The 17,052-nt window shown below is 65.4% G+C and carries 13 protein-coding genes and 2 pseudogenes; 7 read left to right on the forward strand and 8 right to left on the reverse strand.

Annotation, left to right across the window (positions count from 1 at the left end; genetic code table 11):
• Nucleotides 1-579 precede the first annotated feature (579 nt).
• The 3 genes from istB to R2740_RS09755 all read right to left on the reverse strand — a co-directional run bounded on the left by istB (nucleotide 580) and on the right by R2740_RS09755 (nucleotide 4,541).
• Nucleotides 580-1,368 (reverse strand): IS21-like element helper ATPase IstB, encoded by a 789-nt coding sequence (gene istB / locus R2740_RS09745; RefSeq protein ID WP_371302487.1) that lies wholly within the window; start codon nucleotides 1,366-1,368, stop codon nucleotides 580-582.
• Nucleotides 1,368-2,921: an IS21 family transposase gene (istA, locus tag R2740_RS09750; RefSeq protein WP_371302642.1), complete on the reverse strand. Its 1,554-nt coding sequence runs from the start codon at nucleotides 2,919-2,921 to the stop codon at nucleotides 1,368-1,370. The genes istB and istA overlap by 1 nt, the downstream gene beginning before the upstream one ends.
• A 1,464-nt stretch (nucleotides 2,922-4,385) precedes the next feature.
• Entirely contained in the window at nucleotides 4,386-4,541 is a 156-nt protein-coding gene (locus R2740_RS09755; RefSeq protein WP_371302488.1) for a hypothetical protein, read from the reverse strand.
• Between the two features lie 2,125 nt (nucleotides 4,542-6,666).
• Between R2740_RS09755 and R2740_RS09760 the strand changes: the two genes are divergently transcribed.
• Nucleotides 6,667-6,960, forward strand: a complete 294-nt coding sequence (locus tag R2740_RS09760; protein ID WP_371302489.1) for a hypothetical protein — start codon at nucleotides 6,667-6,669, stop codon at nucleotides 6,958-6,960.
• Nucleotides 6,961-7,765: 805 nt separating this feature from the next.
• Here R2740_RS09760 and R2740_RS09765 read toward each other — a convergent pair.
• Nucleotides 7,766-8,002: a hypothetical protein gene (locus tag R2740_RS09765; RefSeq protein WP_371302490.1), complete on the reverse strand. Its 237-nt coding sequence runs from the start codon at nucleotides 8,000-8,002 to the stop codon at nucleotides 7,766-7,768.
• 194 nt (nucleotides 8,003-8,196) lie between these two features.
• On the reverse strand, nucleotides 8,197-8,565 hold the full coding sequence (locus tag R2740_RS09770; RefSeq protein WP_371302491.1) for a DUF4279 domain-containing protein: 369 nt from the start codon (nucleotides 8,563-8,565) through the stop codon (nucleotides 8,197-8,199).
• 792 nt (nucleotides 8,566-9,357) lie between these two features.
• Between R2740_RS09770 and R2740_RS09775 the strand changes: the two genes are divergently transcribed.
• Together R2740_RS09775 and R2740_RS09780 are read left to right on the forward strand one after the other, a co-directional pair.
• Complete coding sequence (locus tag R2740_RS09775) at nucleotides 9,358-9,633, forward strand: hypothetical protein (protein ID WP_371302492.1); 276 nt, start codon at nucleotides 9,358-9,360, stop codon at nucleotides 9,631-9,633.
• A 37-nt stretch (nucleotides 9,634-9,670) separates the two neighbouring features.
• Nucleotides 9,671-9,769, forward strand: coding sequence for a hypothetical protein (locus tag R2740_RS09780; RefSeq protein WP_371302493.1), 99 nt, complete (start codon nucleotides 9,671-9,673; stop codon nucleotides 9,767-9,769).
• 262 nt (nucleotides 9,770-10,031) lie between these two features.
• Here the strand turns inward: R2740_RS09780 and R2740_RS09785 are convergent, their stop codons facing one another.
• Nucleotides 10,032-10,160 (reverse strand): Imm8 family immunity protein, encoded by a 129-nt coding sequence (locus tag R2740_RS09785; protein ID WP_371302643.1) that lies wholly within the window; start codon nucleotides 10,158-10,160, stop codon nucleotides 10,032-10,034.
• 288 nt (nucleotides 10,161-10,448) lie between these two features.
• Nucleotides 10,449-10,808, reverse strand: a complete 360-nt coding sequence (locus tag R2740_RS09790) for a hypothetical protein (RefSeq protein WP_371302494.1) — start codon at nucleotides 10,806-10,808, stop codon at nucleotides 10,449-10,451.
• A gap of 2,163 nt (nucleotides 10,809-12,971) precedes the next feature.
• Here R2740_RS09790 and R2740_RS09795 point away from each other — a divergent pair.
• The 4 genes and pseudogenes from R2740_RS09795 to R2740_RS09810 form a co-directional block, all read left to right on the forward strand.
• Nucleotides 12,972-13,241, forward strand: coding sequence for a transposase (locus R2740_RS09795; RefSeq protein WP_371302495.1), 270 nt, complete (start codon nucleotides 12,972-12,974; stop codon nucleotides 13,239-13,241).
• Nucleotides 13,242-13,487: 246 nt separating this feature from the next.
• Nucleotides 13,488-13,784: a transposase gene (locus tag R2740_RS09800; RefSeq protein WP_371302496.1), complete on the forward strand. Its 297-nt coding sequence runs from the start codon at nucleotides 13,488-13,490 to the stop codon at nucleotides 13,782-13,784.
• A gap of 193 nt (nucleotides 13,785-13,977) precedes the next feature.
• Entirely contained in the window at nucleotides 13,978-14,466 is a 489-nt protein-coding gene (locus R2740_RS09805; protein ID WP_371302497.1) for a hypothetical protein, read from the forward strand.
• 36 nt (nucleotides 14,467-14,502) lie between these two features.
• A pseudogene (locus R2740_RS09810) lies at nucleotides 14,503-14,715 on the forward strand (integrase core domain-containing protein); the annotation flags it as partial.
• 920 nt (nucleotides 14,716-15,635) lie between these two features.
• On the opposite strand, the pseudogene R2740_RS09815 reads toward R2740_RS09810, so the two are convergent.
• Nucleotides 15,636-16,810: pseudogene (locus tag R2740_RS09815) on the reverse strand (IS3 family transposase).
• Nucleotides 16,811-17,052 lie beyond the last annotated feature (242 nt).

Below are 17,052 nucleotides of genomic sequence, written 5' to 3' on the forward strand. Positions count from 1 at the left end.
TGGCTCGATGGCGTGGGAGAAGGTGCCCGAGGACAAGGACACATTTGTTGCCGTATCCGTAGCGGTGTTCGACCGGCTCACGTGGAACACCTACTCCGCCTATCACTTGGTGGCTGACCTTGCGACAGGTGAGGAACACGAGCGCCACCCAGCAAGGTGCGACCGATGTCGCGACTCACCAGCGACCTGTCACCTGTGACCTATGTCGTGAACCCAGGCACCCTCAGCTCCACCGATGGGATCCGCGGGACGGAGGCGACAGCGCCTGACCTGCGATCTGCCATCGGCAGGATGATGCGCTGGGTCCTCACCGAGAGGACGACCATGCGAAAGCACCAGAAACGTAGGCGAAATCGCCGCCCAACCGGGATGTGACCGCAACCGTCGTGGTGGAGCCGAGCCCGGCGACAACCCACACAGATGCACTGCGAGACTCGGGACTGCGCCCCGCCCCAGTCGCCTGTTCTCGTACCACCGTCTGTCAACGGACAGCGGGATCTCCCTGTGGGCGGTCGGCTGATCTCCCTGCTGGCGGACAGGTGATGTCCTTGTCCGCGGACAGTTGATCTCCCTGTCGGTTCACTCCAGGGGCACCACTCCTCGGCCGGCGGTGGCTTCGGTCAGGCGTAGCGAGGTGCCCTCGGTGAGCACGACGTGGGCGTGGTGCAGGAGCCGGTCGACGGTGGCGGTGGCCAGGGTCTTGGGCATGATCGTGTCGAACCCGGAGGGATGCAGATTGCTGGTGACGGCGATGGAACGGCGCTCGTAGGCGGCGTCGACGACGCGGTAGAACGCCTCGCCAGCGGCCTGCCCGGCGGGGAGCATGCCGATGTCATCGATCACGATGAGCTCGGCGCGGGTGATCCGGGCGACGGTCTTGGCGATGGACCCGTCCACGGCGGCTTTGCCGATCGCGGCGGTAAGGGTTTCCAGGGTGAACCAGGAGACTCGCATGCCGGCGTCGATGACTTTGTGCGCGAGCGCTTCGATGAAGTGGGTCTTCCCGGTGCCGGATGGTCCGGCGATGGCCAGGTTCTCCGCGCGGCCGACCCATTCCAGGGTGGCCAGCCCGGTCTGGGTGCCGGGTGGGATCGAGGAGTCGGCTTCGCGCCAGGAGTCGAAGGTCTTCCCGGCCGGGAGTCCGGCGGCCTTGCGGCGCATCCGCCGGGTGGCCTCGTCGCGGCCGCGGATCTCCTCGGCGATGAGCACTCGGAGCACTTCGGCGGGGTCCCAGCGTTGGGCCCGTGCGGTGGCGAGCACTTCGGGGGCGGCGTTGCGCAGGTAGGGCAGCCGCATCCGCTTCAACACAGCCAGCAGCTCCTCGGGCAACTCCGGCGCCGGTGTCGGGCTGGCGGTGCGGGTCGCCATCAGAACACCTCGCCTTCAACATCGGGACCGAGCTGGTCGACCGGGGTTCGGGTGCCGAAGGTGGCCCAGGCGCTGGTGCCGGGCTGGGCCGAGTGTTCTTCGTCGGGGACCACCAGTGCGGCGATTGAGTCCCCGGCGGCTTGGTGCTCGACGATGGCGAGCAGGTCGCCCTCGGCGAACCGGCCTGCGGCCGCGGCGACACCCAACGCGGCGTCGACCGGCTCGGTCCCGACCAGCGCGGCCAGCTCGAGTGCGGCGGTCATCTTCGACCGGACCCGCTGCGCGCCGGCCGCGGCGGCCTCGACCAGCCAGGCGTGCGCCCCCGGCCCCAGGGCCAGGAACGCCTTCTCGGCATCGCTGCGCGGTCGCGGTCGGGGCGGCCTCGGTGACCCGTCCGGGTCCTGGGGGTGGTCGGGATAGTGCGACAGGTCGATCCGCGGGTTCCCCGGGGTGGACAGCCGGTGTCGGGCCACCTCGACCAGACCCGCGTGCCCGGCAAGATCCCCGCTGGCGGCGATCACCAGCTCCTCACCGTCGACGCGCACCCAGACCTCCTGGCCGATCAATCCGGGCGGAGTGGAGTAGCGCACCGACCCGAACCGGACCGTCTGATCGGTAGTGACCGTTCTGGTTTCGCCGAGTGCCGCGGTGAACGGTGCGGCCGGGACCGGATGCATCCGACCCTGCTCCACCTGCAATGCCTCGGCCGGGACCCGGTGGGTCTCCCGGTGCATCCGGGTGTTGACCTTGACGCAGAACGCCTCGCACGCCTCGACCAGCTCGGCAAAGGAGTTGTAGCCGGTGCGCAGGTTCGCGCTCGTGGGCACCAGATCCGCTTTCGCGATCCGGACGGTGGCCTCCGAGCCGCCCTTGGACTCCGGGTCGAACGGCACGCAGGTGTGCACGGTCAGCCCGTAGTGCCGGCCGGCCGCGACCATCAGCGGGTGCCGCACCGCGATCCCGGCAACGTGCTCGACGGTCACAGTCTTCTCGTTGTCGGTCAGCGCGAACGCCGGGGCCCCACCCACCCGACGCAGCGTGGCGTCCAGGCAGGTCAACAGCGTGCCCATCTTGCGGTCCCAGGTCGGCAGCACCACCCGGAACCGCGACCAGGCCAGCCAGGCGCAGAACAGCAGCGTCGGACGCGGCCGGCCATCGGGGCCGAACACCACCGGCCCGGCGCCCCAGTCGAACTGCAGCCACAGCCCCGGCTCGGTGATCCAGGGCCGATACCCGCGCCGGTGCCCGGAGACGTAGGCGGCCTTGGCCGCTGCGACCGCACGGCGAGTGGTCCGCTCGTCCCCGGTGAACCCCATCGCGATCAGCCGCTCATGGGTCACATCGGCTCGCACAGCGCCCTGAGAGGTCTCGACCAGCTCCTCGATCTTGTCCACGTACGCGTCGATCAGCTTGGGCCGCGCCACCGGCCCATCGACCGGCTCACCGGCCTCCCGCTTGGCCACATACCGGCGCACCGTTTTCGGGTCCACCCCCGCCAGCGCGGCCGCCGAATGGGCACAGCCGGTGGCATCGAACGCTTCCAGAATCTCCATGATCTCCCTGTCAGACTTCTTCAACAGTCCCTCCGGTGGGTCCGCTCGTGCGTGGTCAGAGACCTCGAGCGAAGCCCCGGAGGGACCTCTGGCTTCGGACCGACACACCGGCCCACAACACCCGCGGAAAGGGAGATCAGCTGTCCGCAGGAAGGGAGATGACGTGTCCGCCTACAGGGATCTTGGAGTGTCCGCGGTCACCGTCCGAGCACCCAGCCTGTCGCACCGCCGGCGGCCACCGCCACTGCCGCGAGAAGCAACGCGGCCGACGAAGTCGCTTGACTGACGAGGACTGCGCCAATCCCAATGGCAAGGACGGCGTAGGCGGCCGGTACCCACATGTAGTTGCTCTGGGTCTCTGGTCACCTGCCGCCCTCCCTCTGGTTGTTGCGCTGTGGGCTGGACGATTGTCTCGGACTTCCGAGGGTCAACGCCAGCCCCGTAGGCGCCCGCGCGTCTACGACCAGTGCACGACTTTGCCGAGACCCGGGCACCAGTTCCTAGGGATGGACCCGTGGTCGAACTTGCGGAGGAAGTGTGCCGTCACAGCGCTGAGCCGTTTCCTGCCTCCGTTGAGAAGGGCCTCGACTACGGCGAGGTTGACGCGGTCATGATTGACGCAGACATCCAGTATTTTGCCAGGCGTCGTCCGTGGTCTCGGGCGGGCGCCTACGGGCAGACCAGCGAGCAGGCTTGAGCGTGCGGCAGACGAGTTGGAGAGGTCACTGACCTCGTTCCCGGAGGATGCGCGGCCCTTCTACGAGCACCTGCTCCTGGATCGCTCGACTCACGTTGGCGCACTGATCTAGTCGGGCAGGCGCGCAGCGCAGCCGATGTGAGGATGGATGATGGTCGCATGACGAGCGGCGTGACTGGTCAGGTCATCATCGAGTTCGCAGAGAGCGGGGCTACTCTCGAAGATCTCTCGCGTTCTCCCCGATGGCTCGATGGCGTGGGAGAAGGTGCCTGAGGACAAGGACACATTTGTTGCCGTATCCGCGTAGCGGTGTTCGACCGGCTCACGTGGAACACCTACTTCCGCCTATCACTTGGTGGCTGACCTTGCGACAGGTGAGGAACACGAGCGCCACTTCACCAAGTAGGCGCCCGGATCTACCGCCTGGCGAGCGCGATCGTGCCGAGATCAGGACCGCAGCGGCTGTTGCCTCCGCCGCTACTCGGGCACGCGAAGCCGGAAGACCGGCGACTCCATCGACTGCTCTTCAGCTACTTCGATAGCCACGATGGGGGTCAAGCCATCTGAACGCGCGCGAAGTTCTAGCGCGACAACGGCGGCGTCCTGATGCCCTCAAGTGTTTCCCTCAGCCGACCGACGGTCAACTGCCCGGGCATTGGCTCATTCACCATGCCCTGATCGTTGCATGGTCCTACTGGCGCCAAGTGTCCATTCGAAGTTGGCCTTCGGTGGACGCAGTCGAGCCTAATTCAGCCAATGAGAGGGCGTCAGCGATCTGGCGCTACGACCTCGATCACCCCGGCCTCGCCGACCTTGCGCGAGCCCTCGAACATGCCCAGCGACAGCCTGTCGGACACCTCGGGCCAGTAGTCCGGAAACAGAGGATGAAGGCGCAGGATGGCCGTCTCTCCGGGAGTCAGCATGTCCTCCCCTCGATCAGGAGCGGGCCGTCATGCATGCATGTCCGCGCGCACCTCGGATGGGAAGCTCCTGCATGATCTGTAGCCTGAGTAGATCGGCCCTTCTTGGCGTCCGCCTTGCTCGGTACTCAGAAGCCGCAGCCTCGCACGGATGTAGCCGTGCTCCCGCCCATGCTCTTGCCAGCGAGCAAGGTCCCGATCATCCACGGCGTGACTCTGTCACGAAACGCACTTATTCGCCGCAGGTGCGCGATCTTGCCGACTTTGAGGGTGGCTCCTGCGCGATGAGATCGCGGTCCCTGACTCATCTTGCCTCTTGGCCGATCTCGGACTCTGGTTGGATGCGAGCATGACCGAGTGGGCTGCCCTGCGCCACGCGTACGGCACCGCCGAGAACATCCCCGACCTACTCACAGCAGCTGGAAGAGTCCGGGACCGACTTCGGACCGGCCTGGGACAAGGTCTGGAGCCACCTTTGTCATCAGGGCACTGTGTACACCGCGAGCTACGCGGCGCTCCCGCTGCTGACAAAGATAGCCGAGCGGCATCCTCCTGCCGGCTACATAGCAGCGCCTGATCTGGCGGCTGGCATTGTCGCTTCGACGGACGGCCCGGGCGAGCGTCTGGATGTTCACATGCACTGGGCTGCAACGCTCGAGCGGTTGCACGACCTCGCCCAGCGGAACCTGCTCCTGGGTTGCCGATGACACCGAGTTCATCTACGGGCTCCAGGCCGTGCTTGCCTTCGAGAACGGGAGCCTGGCAGCGGCACTCAGCCACGTCGCCGACGGTGAGCTCCCGGTCGAATGTCCTGACTGCGACGAGTTCCTGTTGCTCAGTCTGGCCGGCCCGGAGCATCTGCTGACTAACTACCTGATAAGCCTGTCGTGCCGACTCCTGTGCAGGGCTGCGAACCCAGCGCGGACTCCCGGAAGGATGATCCTCGCCGAAGCGAGGAACCAGGGGCGTCACGAGATCGGGCGAAACTCACTGTCGTGTTCGGCACCTTGGTCTGCCCGAGTTGCGGGACACCGTTCCAGGCAGCACACGCTCTGACGTGAACACCAGCCCAACTGCCACGCGTTGCCACTAGCGCTCCTAAGAGGGTGCCCCGTTTCGCCGCAGCTGGGCAGGCAGGCGTAAGCGGACATGCCGATGAGCGTGCGGGGATGGGGCGGTCATCTATCGTCTGCCTATGGAGTCAGCCGAGGGTCCGCCTCTGAGTGTCATGGCGAGACGGGATACACGTCTGCCGTGGTGACGAGTAGGCAGGTCGTCAAAGGCTGGATGGCTGGCGCCCTGACGGAGGCTGGTCTGCGGCGGCGCGGGTCTGTTTGGCGACGGTCGGTGCCGACGTTCAGTGGGTTGTGCATCTGGACGACTTGCCACACGGCGCGCTCTGGCATTGACGTTGGTCCGGACCAGGTTGCCAGCCGCCCCAGGGGCCTCCACGGATTGCCCGGTTCTGCTCCACGTGGAGACGATGCCCGCGCTCGCGGACGTCCCGTGGCTGGTCCTCCTCGACCTGGAGTCGCGGGTGCAACCGGTTGAGAGGCGCGAGGGCACGACACAACAGTGTGAGAGCGTTGGGCGGCTATCTGGGGAAGCATATGACGCTTGATGCTGTGCGTGCTGCCTACCGTCGTGGCGACCTCTCGGCTGCGTTCATTCACTGGCGAGTTCGGCGACTACTGGACGCGACTGACCTCCGGTGCCTCTCGGAGTGGCACCTGGAGGATTGCCGAGCTGCTCCGGCACCGCGTGAGGTCGCGTGTTACCGATGAGCAGAACCGGGACAGCGATGCTGCCTGGTCTGCCACGAACCTGTCTTCCTCATCACTTGTCCCCTCGGACCCGAGGTTGCTGACCTGACCTCCTTCTCGAGCACGGACTCACCAGACGAGCCGAGCGGTACTCTCGTCGCAGGTCAAAGGCGGAGGGGACACGTGGGCTACTTTGGCAGCTACGTCTACTCCGAAGGGCGCTGGACTGAGGTCGAAGCCGACGCAGGGGCCCCCTCGGATGCCGGCATCTGGCTGTCAGTGTCCATCCACGACAGTGACTTCACCACCGTCCGGTTCTTCCCACCGGGCGTCGGCACGGGCGAATGCCTTAGCTACACCCCCGGATGTACTTCGACTCGCCGACGGCATCAGCACCAACGAACGCACCGCTTGAGGCGGCCGGTCTTGCTTCATGGACCCGGGCCGCCGAAACCGACGCATCGCCTCGGGCCGAGGTGATCGAAGCCTTCCTTGCCACCGACGAGCAGGAGGACTTCGACGAGGAGGTAGATCTCCCAGATGACGAGATCTTCGCCGAGATCAAGACGGCCAACTTCATCAGAGCCTGGCCTCCCAGATCTACCGCTGTGACTGGAGCGCCAGACTCTTCCGCGATCCGCGCGGACCTAGAGTCGTGAACCCGGCATCGGGCGCTAGGGCTGCACGAACTGCGGATGGTCGGTCAAGTTGGATGATGAGGTTTCGCCCGCGGCCTCTGCCGCAAGCCCATCCCAGTCAACACGCTCCGCGACGACGATCGGCTTGCGACACCCCGGTCGCCGCCTGGACAACTCGGCTGGTCGACCGAATCACTCCCTGGCATCGACCGCCCGGATCAGATCCGGGCGCAACGCATGGGAGCATTGCGGGCATGTTCACCCGGCGGCCGTCACCCCAGGACCGTGCGGCTATGGACGCCTGCGCCGCCCTGTGCGCAAGGGCTCTGATGACCATTCGCACCTCCGCATTCCTGAGGAGGCCCGTCGACGCACCTGACGACTTCGAGGGTGACTATGTTGAATGGATCCGGCTGCTTGCCGACGCGTGTGATGGCCTCGCAGCGGTGCACCGGGAACCTGTGAGCGCGGCCGACGTGCTTGCCTATAGACGGTCCGTTTGGGAGCCGACCCAGCGCGAGTGGGCCGAGTACGTGCTGAACAGATCCTCGCCTGCGTAAGGGCAAGACGTCCGAACATCGGCAGAGCTGCGCGCGGGCAGCGGGAGATCCGGTTGGGGCACTGGCCCTTATCTCCTACAATTCGGACACGTCGCTCTGCAAGGATCCGCGCATGAACGACCCCCTGGACTACCTCTCAGGCCTGGAGCTGCGGTTACGCGCGCCGACGGCTGCGAGGTCACCACGACCTCGCTTCCGGGCGGGCCTGCACTCGTTGGGCGACGCTCGACTTCCGATCCGATGGGCACTAACGAGGCTTCACTTGTTCACGATCGCTGCGGAGCAGGACCCTTCACGTGACGCTCGCGGCGATCCAGCACTTCACCCGAGTAGCCACCGAGTACGCCCGGGGCGCCAAGGGTGGCTCCCCACGCGGTCTCCAGACCGGCATCGCGCTGTTCCCGGTCATGGTCGGGCAGCAGGTAGAACCCGACGCTGTTGCGTGGGCGTGCGAGAAGCAGCGAGTCGAGTTCGCCTGTTTCGCTCGTCCGGTCGTCATTCACGCGCCCACTGCACAGTCGTATCTATTCAGAGCAGACGCCGCGCTGGGCTTCATCTACAACAATCATCTGCGCAGTCGCGCAGCGGCATACTTTCCCGAGCTATAAGTCACCCGGGCACAGGCCCACCCGCTCGCCGGCAGGGCCGCGCACTCGCTGCGGCAAAGTCGGGCGAGCGTAGCCGTGGGGACTACTCGTCAATGACGACGAACTGATCGGAAGTCTAGGCCGCATCCCAGGTTGGCGAGCCGCTGCAGGGTCTCGGGGGAAAGGTGCATCGATGGCGTCGACACGACAGCGCCCCGAGAACCGTCGGGCGCATCTTCCATGAACCCGTACATCGTGCCGACCAGCCCAATCTGCGGGTAGAGCCGCCACCGCGCCATGGCCTCTGCGAGTCGATCTGCAACCGGCTCGCTAAAGGTCTCCAGAGCCTCCTGGATCAGCCGCTCACAGTCGCTCTCGACCCGCTCGGCGGTGGTGTACCAGTGCCACGAGGTGAACGCCCGCCGCGTTCCATTCTCAAGGGCGAGGCCCTTCCGATACGCTCGATGGGCTAATGCCAAGGACCTCGGTTAGCTCGTCTGGTCGGTCGTCGTCACGTGACGCCGGGAAGATGACCAACTCCACGTACTGCTCAACGCGCAGTTCCTGGCCACGCATGGGATGCTCGCACGCTGGATGTGGGTGACCACTACATATCGCGGAGGTGCCCGCATCTCGGCTAGATCCCGGTATCGACTGCTCGGATCTGCCGAGATGAGGCGTCCCTGTTCCTCAACCGGCACCCGTCCTGCCCCGGTCGGCATACTCCAACTGTGATCACAACAGCCGAAGTCTCAGGAGTGTGGTGCGACGCTCCGTTGTACTCGTCAACCGGGTTCGGGGATCACTCTTGTCCTGCAATCGGGCGGAAGAGGCTTCCTCGCCTACGTGATCCCTTCGACCTCCACCGAGGCGACCGTATCGGACTGGTCCCGCGAGGACGGCCACCTGCGTATCCGCAGCATCGGTTACACCTTCGTAGATGCAGGGGCGGAGGTCTCGTGGGAGATCGAGCAGGCTCGAGACCACGAGGTCGGAGGCCGCTGTGGTCACCGAGGAGGTGGTGTCGGGCGAGATCCGGAGAGTCATGCGCTTCCCAGGAAAGTCTCCTGGTTGGTCGGCTCCAACTTCGAATACGCCGAGGTCGCGGTCCCACCGCAACTCCAAGAGGTGCTGGAAACACTACCTCCTCTCTAGTTTGATGCGACCGGATCTGCCGCGAACAGCCCGCGGCACGCGGCCGCGCTGATCTTCCGCTGAGCGAGCGTGATCGTGCGACGGGTGCGCGAGATTCGACGGCCTAGCATGCGGGCATGGCGAACTTCGAGCGCAGGCTGGTGGACAACTTCTGGGACCTTCGTGACGACGCTTATGACCATCCTGCTCGTTGGGAAGGAGTCACTGCTGAAGCCATCTTCCAACGGCTACTGATGCTCGAAGCAGCAGAACAGCGCGGTGAGATCGACTGGTGGACCGGACGTGACGGAGCGTATGTTGGCGTGGCGAGCAAGCGGGGAACACCGAATTGCGCTCGCCCACTGAAGTCCGCGTATGCGGATGCCGCGAGTAGTGCGCGACTCTGCCGATGAGCGGTCGTCCGGCACAACGCCCTGACATGCTCAATCCATGGATCGCATAGAGGTGGAGATGTTCACGGGACAGCACAACTACGCTGTGCTGCGGCTGCCAGAACGGAAGTTTCCGGGCGTGCTGTTCCGTGTATGATTCGCTCGATTTGTTGACCGTCTCCGCCACCTCAAGGACGACCTGAGCCGGGCCACCTCTCCAGGAGAAGTTGCGTCTTGCGCTGCGAACTCTCCTCCGTCGTTGGCGATCTGGGTTCAGTCCAACTGGCGTATGAGGCCGTACTCCACGACAACGGCATTCCGCTGCCTTACGTTAGGCGCGACGATTAGGAAGGGCCATGGGTGCTTGACCCCTGATCGCTCATGCCGCTGTCCGGTGCACTGACATTGCCGATGAGCGGTCAGGGTCGGTAATCCTCGAACTCCCAGTACCCCAGCCGCCCGAGGCGCTCACCGATCTCGCCCCAAGTCTCGGCTTGAACGGCTTGCACCTGCTTGGTCAGCCACCGTGGAGCGTGTCTCTGTCGAATGCCTTGAAGTCAACGACTACGTGGTGGCGTGTGTCGTAGAAACCACCCGTCGCCTGTCCTGCCAGCCACTCCGGCGTGCAGGGTCATGTCGAACGACTCGCCGGGACCGTCCGCAGGTCCGATGATCATGCGAACGCGTAGCACGAACGTGGCTGGATCCTCCGGACAGCGTCGTTGATCCGGTTCAAGCATCAGGCTCTTCAACTCGGCTCTCGCACGGAGTGAATGGTGCCTCATCAGGCGACCGCCTATGCCGCTGAGTGGGCCGTCCGTTGACCAACGTGGGCATCACTCGCTGTGGCTCCGCTGCCTCTCTACCTCCGCTAGCATTCCACCCGGCAGCACCTGGATGAACGGCTGCATCTCTGGCTCCCACCAGCCAAGGTCTTCAACGAAGGACACGGCAACGGCGTTCTCGACGTTCTCGTCACCATCGCGGAGCCCTCGCTCCATGACCGATAGCAGGCGCGACAGCGCGTCGGTCTGCCCGGCGCCAAACCAGTCGAGAGCAAGCAGCCGCAGGTCCTCGGCGAGCAGGTGCAGGAGCAGTTCGCTCCTCTGGTCCGCGAGGTGCCTGCCGAGCGTGGCTGTGGTCTCAGGCACCTCCGCTGTCAGCGCGGTGACGAACTCCGAGGCCGTGAGAGACATGACGGCATCCTGCCCGAGAACGTCTCTATGCCGCATGTCGGAAGGGGCGTGAGGCCCGCAAGGCTCCGGCCTGGCCTGTATTCCGGAGCGGCGCCCAAGACCCTGGGCTCGGTCAGCGAATCGCCTCTGGTCCTGGAAACGGGACGGCCCTTCCCGAGCCTCACGCGAGGCCAAGTCTAGATCCTCTGGGATCTGCCGCTGATTGAGCGCAACTCTGCCGCGAGAAGCGCAGCCTGCTGACGAGGCGCGTGCGACTGGCAGGCTTCTCCTCATGGGCGGGCACGTGATCGTTCTCATAGGTGTGTCCAGCGTCGGCAAGACCTCTCCGTGTCGGAGCAACTGTAGCTGGCCCTGCGAGATTCTACCTGCATGTCGGTATCGACCACTTCTTCTCGATGTTCCTGGACGAGTGGCGCGACCACCCGCGTCAACCCGGCTCAGGGTTCCGGTCGATCACACAGCGGATGCCGACGGGTCGCCACGCGCCAAGATCAACTACGGCGAGGTGCGGAGCGACTTCTCACGGGATGCGGGCGGCGGTGAATGCGCTCCTGAAGCGGGCAACAACGTGATCCTGACGAGATGCCGATTGACGACTCGACTGTGTCGGCATGGCGTCGGGACCTGCGTGCTGACTCGACCCTCTGGGTACGGCTGACGGCGTCATTGTCGGTACTCGAGGAGCGCGAACGAGACCGAGCCAAGCGGGCCGCGTCATCGGAAACGCCCGAGGACACCTCGACATCGACACGGGCAGCGACTGGGACCTCGCTCGTTAGCTGCCGGACTCACCGACGCCGCGCAGGAGGTCGCCACCACACCACGAGCGCCCTCGGTGGCTGTGGCTGACGACCTCGCATGCCGCGGAGGGATGCGTTGTCGCCGCTCACCCGTAGCGTGCCTAGCTATGGACCTAGACTCGCTTCCGGATCGCTGGAAGTCCATCAAAACGCTCGATCTGCCCCGCAGAGCGTGCGCATCCGGCCATGCGGATGTTCGACGGGTCGAGCACCATCAGTCGCCGCTCACAATCAGCGAGCTCCGTTCCGTGTCGTTCGCGCCGCACGAAGGGCACGAGAGTACGCCCGCGCCAGTGCTCTCCAGGAGCGAGCCTGACGCGGACGGGGCTCAGGCGCTCCCGCAGCGCGGGCAGTCTGCTCTCGTCTGGAACCAGGCGCGGAATGAGTGGAGCACCTAGCCATCGTGCCGGACGCCAGGTTGCGCTCGGCCAGCGGCAGTTCCGAGCGGTCCGCCGGTTGGCTATGCGTACCGGGTTTGCCGCGGCCAGGGCTCAGTCGACAGCATCTCGGCGGCCCAGCCCGCGACGTCTGCGAGTTCATCCGGCTCGGGCAACTCGGCAAGACAGAGCGCCGCCCGGAGGCTGCGATCGACCTCGTCCCGAATGGCGGAACCGTCACCGCTGGGTTCTTGGCGTCGAGGGCGCGCCAGATCGCTACCTTGACCTGCACGAGCATTTCTGGGTTCGGCGCCGGCGACACGCGCCACGCAAGGCGCACGGTGTCCACGAACCCGGCCACAGAGGCTGGAAGGCCGCGTTGCGCGAGCGCGTCGCCGATCTCAATCATCAGTCGCTGGCGGCGATCGACATCCTCCGGATCCGCTGTCGATCGCTGCGCGGAAGCGCCGGTAGAGGCTTTCCGCGGTTTGGCTGGGCATGCCGAGTATGTCTTCAGGCCGTGCTGATCTCGGCAGAGTTGCGCTCGATCGGCGGTAGATGCGGACGGTTCGGCGTTACCGTTTGAGCATCCTGACAACAGGCTCCCAGGGGAGCTCGAGGCGCAAGCCGAAGCGGCAGGAGTAAGGCGCAGGCGGGAGCCCGGTCGTTCGAGGTCAGCGACCGTGACCCCCAGCAGTCGTTGCCGCGCCCTGGCCGACTCTCAGGACAGCGGCAGATCCGCGCGAGCAGTTCTGGGTGGTACCTCCCCAGCAAACCTATGGTGGTGCGGTCGGATCTGGCACCACGCCAGTCTGGGGAGGTGGAACTCGCTTGCGAATGAAGGACCACCCATTCATTATCGCGGGTGTCCTGCCCCCGATTTTCGGTCCATCTTCTGTGTGAGTGCTCGGATGTTTGAGAGTGCTGTTGGAGGTGGTCATGGCGATTAGGAAGCGGTACACGACTGAGCAGATCGTGGCGAAGCTGTGAGGCTGAGAAGCTGCAGGTGCAGGGGTCGACGATCCCGCAGGTGCGTTGGGCTGGGGATCAGTGAGCAGACGTTCTATCGGTGGCGGATCAAGTACGGGGCGTTGAAGGAGGACGAGGCCCAGCGGTTGAAGGCGCTGGAGGCCAGCGAGAACGCCCGGCTGAAACGGGATTGTTGCCGAGCAGGCGTTGGACATCTGGATGCTCAAGGACCTGCAGAAGGGAAACTGGTGAGTCAGTGGTCGCGCCGGGCTGCAGTGACCCGCTGACCCGGCGTTCGGGTATCGGAACGGCGGGTGCTGGCTGGTGGGTCAGCACCGCTCGAGCCAGCGGTACGTCCCGGTGCCCAGTGACTTCGAGGTCCGGCTGGTGGCGGCGATGGTCAAGGTCGCCGACCGCATCCGCGGTTCGGGTACCGGCGGGTGCACGCGATGCTGGTCGCGGACGGGTGGGATGAATGTCCTGCCCCCCGATTTTTCGGTCCATCTTCTGTGTGAGTGCTCGGATGTTTGAGAGTGCTGTTGGAGGTGGTCATGGCGACTAGGAAGCGGTACACGACTGAGCAGATCGTGGCGAAGCTGCGGGAGGCTGAGAAGCTGCAGGTGCAGGGGTCGACGATCCCGCAGGTGTGCAAGCGGCTGGGGATCAGTGAGCAGACGTTCTATCGGTGGCGGATCACACGGGCGTTGAAGGAGGACGAGGCCCAGCGGTTGAAGGCGCTGGAGGCCGAGAACGCCCGGCTGAAACGGATTGTTGCCGAGCAGGCGTTGGACATCTCGATGCTCAAGGACCTGCAGAAGGGAAACTGGTGAGCCCGGCTCGGCGCCGGGCTGCAGTGACCCGGCTGACCCGGCGGTTCGGGGTATCGGAACGGCGGGCGTGCCGGCTGGTGGGTCAGCACCGCTCGAGCCAGCGGTACGTCCCGGTGCCCAGTGACTTCGAGGTCCGGCTGGTGGCGGCGATGGTCAAGGTCGCCGACCGGCATCCGCGGTTCGGTACCGGCGGGTGCACGCGATGCTGGTCGCGGACGGGTGGGATGTGAACGTCAAGCGGGTGGAGCGGCTGTGGCGGCGCGAGGGGCTCCGGGTGCCGCCTGCGCGGAGCAAACAGTCAGGTCAGAAGGCGATCGGGGCTGATGCACATGCGTTGTGGAACCTGCCCTCGACCCACCAAGGACATGTGTGGTCCTACGACTTCATGAGCCTGCGGACAGCACGCGGGACCGGGCTGCGGATCTTGAACGTGGTCGATGAGTTCACCCGGGTTTGTGTCGGCTCCCATGTCGTGGTACTCCATCGGCACCACCGAGGTGCGCCGGGTGCTGGAGGACGTCTTCGACCGCTACGGCCGCCCGAAGCTGATCCGCTCCGACAACGGCCGGGAGTTCATCGCCACCGGGCCGCTGGAATGGCTGCGAGACCAGGGTGTGACCCCTGGATCCAGGTCCAGAGCATACCCACAGCAGAACGGCTGCATCAACGGCCCAACGGCTGATGCGCGACGAGCTCCTCAACCGCGAGACCTTCGGACTCCCTGACCGAGGCCCGGGTCGTGGTCGCCAACTGGGCGTGGCACTACAACCACGAACGGCCCCACTCCGGGCTCGACATGAGGACGCCGCGGCCTACGCGGCGTACATTGCAGACCTGCCACCGACGCTATCGGTGGCAGTCAGTGAGAGGGGTGAATGAGTGCCTGCCACCACCACGGCTGGACCAGTCGACGCTCTACCCCAAGACCTGATCGACTGCGAGTTCCTCACATCATCTCTCAATTCTTCTCGGGGCAGGTCAACGCCGAGGTGGAGCCGGAGCGCTTCATCTCCCCGAGGTCGGTGCCGTCACGAACCCTTGCCAGCATCGACTCGCGAGAGAACACCTCTCCAGATCGGCCAACCAGCCCGCTCCAACTCGGAGTTGATGTCCTCGACGGCAAGCGGGCCGACTGCGTTGTCCGAGACTTCCCACCATCCATGCGTGCCTTCCTGGGTTCCTCAGATGGAGGCGCTCGCGGTATAGCCCGAAGGACTCTGCTCACTTGTCTTGGCATGCCTGGCCTCGACTTCCCGACTTCTCGCGGATCCAACGCAGCCACGGCTCCTGGCGCGAAGGCGAGGGTTCACGACATGAACACGCTCTGAAGTGCTCCACGACAAGGATTGGACATTCACCACTGCCCAGTCGCCCACGTCAGAAGACCTGCGGAAGGTGGGGGCGGAGCCCTTGTAGCCGTGCGATCGGGCAGCCGGGCCTAGGAGATCGCGGAGTGCGTCTTTGAGGGCTGCCGGCAGTCATCCGCACAGAATTCCATGCAGCTCCCTTGCCCGCACATCGGCGCTGCCGGAGGCTCGCGACGGCGGTATGCCAGGACGGCTTCTGGCCCATGTGGAACGATCACCGATGTGACCGGGTCGAGCGATGAATGGGCTGCCTTCGAGTCCTGATCGCCCTCCGGGAAGGAGTGGGTCGACGCCGTTCGTCGCTACGCGCCGGGGCGCATCGTTGAGGGGGAGCGGTGTTAGCCATCACCGGTTCGGCTTCTTCATTGACCTTGGTGCGCCGGTCATCGGGCTGATCGAGATCCCGATGCTGCTTGACGATCCGGACCACCCAGTGTTGGAGCACGACTACCGGGTCTGCTGCACGAACGGGTGACAGGTTCGGTTATACCGCCTGGGTGGCGGTTGTGGTCATGATGAGTTCAGACCAATGGGGTCAACCGGCCGAGAGCGGCCTGCCGACGCCGCCGGTGATAGGTCCTCTCGATCCAGACGATTGCGATCCTTAGCTCCTCGCGGGTGTTCCAGGAGCGGCGGTCGAGGACGTTCTTCTGCAGCAGCGAGAAGAAGGACTCCATGGCCGCGCCGTCGCTCGCGGCACCGACGCGGCCCATCGAACCGGACCATGGTGTGCCGGTTGAGCGCGTGGACGAACTTCCTGCTCCGGAACCGCGACCCGCGATCGGTGTGAAGTGCACAACCGGCCACGTCACCACCGGCGGGCAACCGTACGGTGCAGCGCCGCGACCGCCAGACGCGACTTCATCCGTGAGTCGATCGAGTAGCCGACGATTCGGTTGAGAAACACGATCCTGACCGCGCACAGGTAGAGCCTCTGCCCTCACGAGTCCAGTGCTCGGTGATGTCGGCCAGCCAAAGCTGGTTCGGAGCGTCAGCGGTGAAGTCGCGCAGCACCAGGTCGTCGTGGACCGGCGGACCTGGCTTCTTCCTCTGTTCTTGCCTCGCTTCTTCCCGAACGCCGACCACCAGCCCAGCTCCGAGCAGAGCTTCCAGGCGGTCCGCTCGATACCATCGGCTCACCGGCTTCGCGGGCCTCGTAGACCAGGAACCGGTAGCCGAACTCGGTCGCCGCGGTGCGCGTCGAACAGGCGTTGGCGCGGTAGGCGGCGGTCAGCTCGGCGTCGGTGATCGGGCAGGAGCCAGCCACCGGTAGTAGGGCTGGCGAGCGATCTTCAGCACCCGACACGTCGCCGTGACGGGGATCCTGTCGCCGGCCAGCTCGCGACGAGCGGGTACATCATTTTCCCGGCAGATGGGCCTGCGACAGATACGCCGCGGCACGACGCAGGACCTCGTTCTCCTGCTCGAGCAGCTTGATCCGCTTGTTGGCCTCACGCAACGCATCGGACCTGCTGACCGGTCGAGCCGGTCGAGCCTGCAGCGGCCGCGCTCGTCGATCGCCAGCCAACGCTTCAGACACGAAGGGAGATCCCGAAGTCCTTCGCGACCTGAGCCATCGAGACCGGAGTCCCCGTAGACCCGGATCACGTCCTGGCGGAACTCCTTGGGAAACGCCTGGGCATGTGCACATCCTTCCAGCGCCGACACACATCGACGCAGATCAGGTGTCACCTATCCGTGCAGCAGACTCACCCACAAGTCGGCTTCACAGGTGCGCGCCGGTGCTCGGCGCGACGGATCATGAACCGACAGATCCGCCTCAGCATGCGTCCCTCGACCTGCAGCGCTCAAGCCTGACGACCGCTCACCGGCAGGATCGCGCACGCTATGCGGCTAGATGAGTGATTTGTCCGGCAGGATGGTTCGTGCTGATCGAGCGG

The organism is Nocardioides sp. (assembly GCF_041393715.1).
GTDB lineage: Bacteria > Actinomycetota > Actinomycetes > Propionibacteriales > Nocardioidaceae > Nocardioides.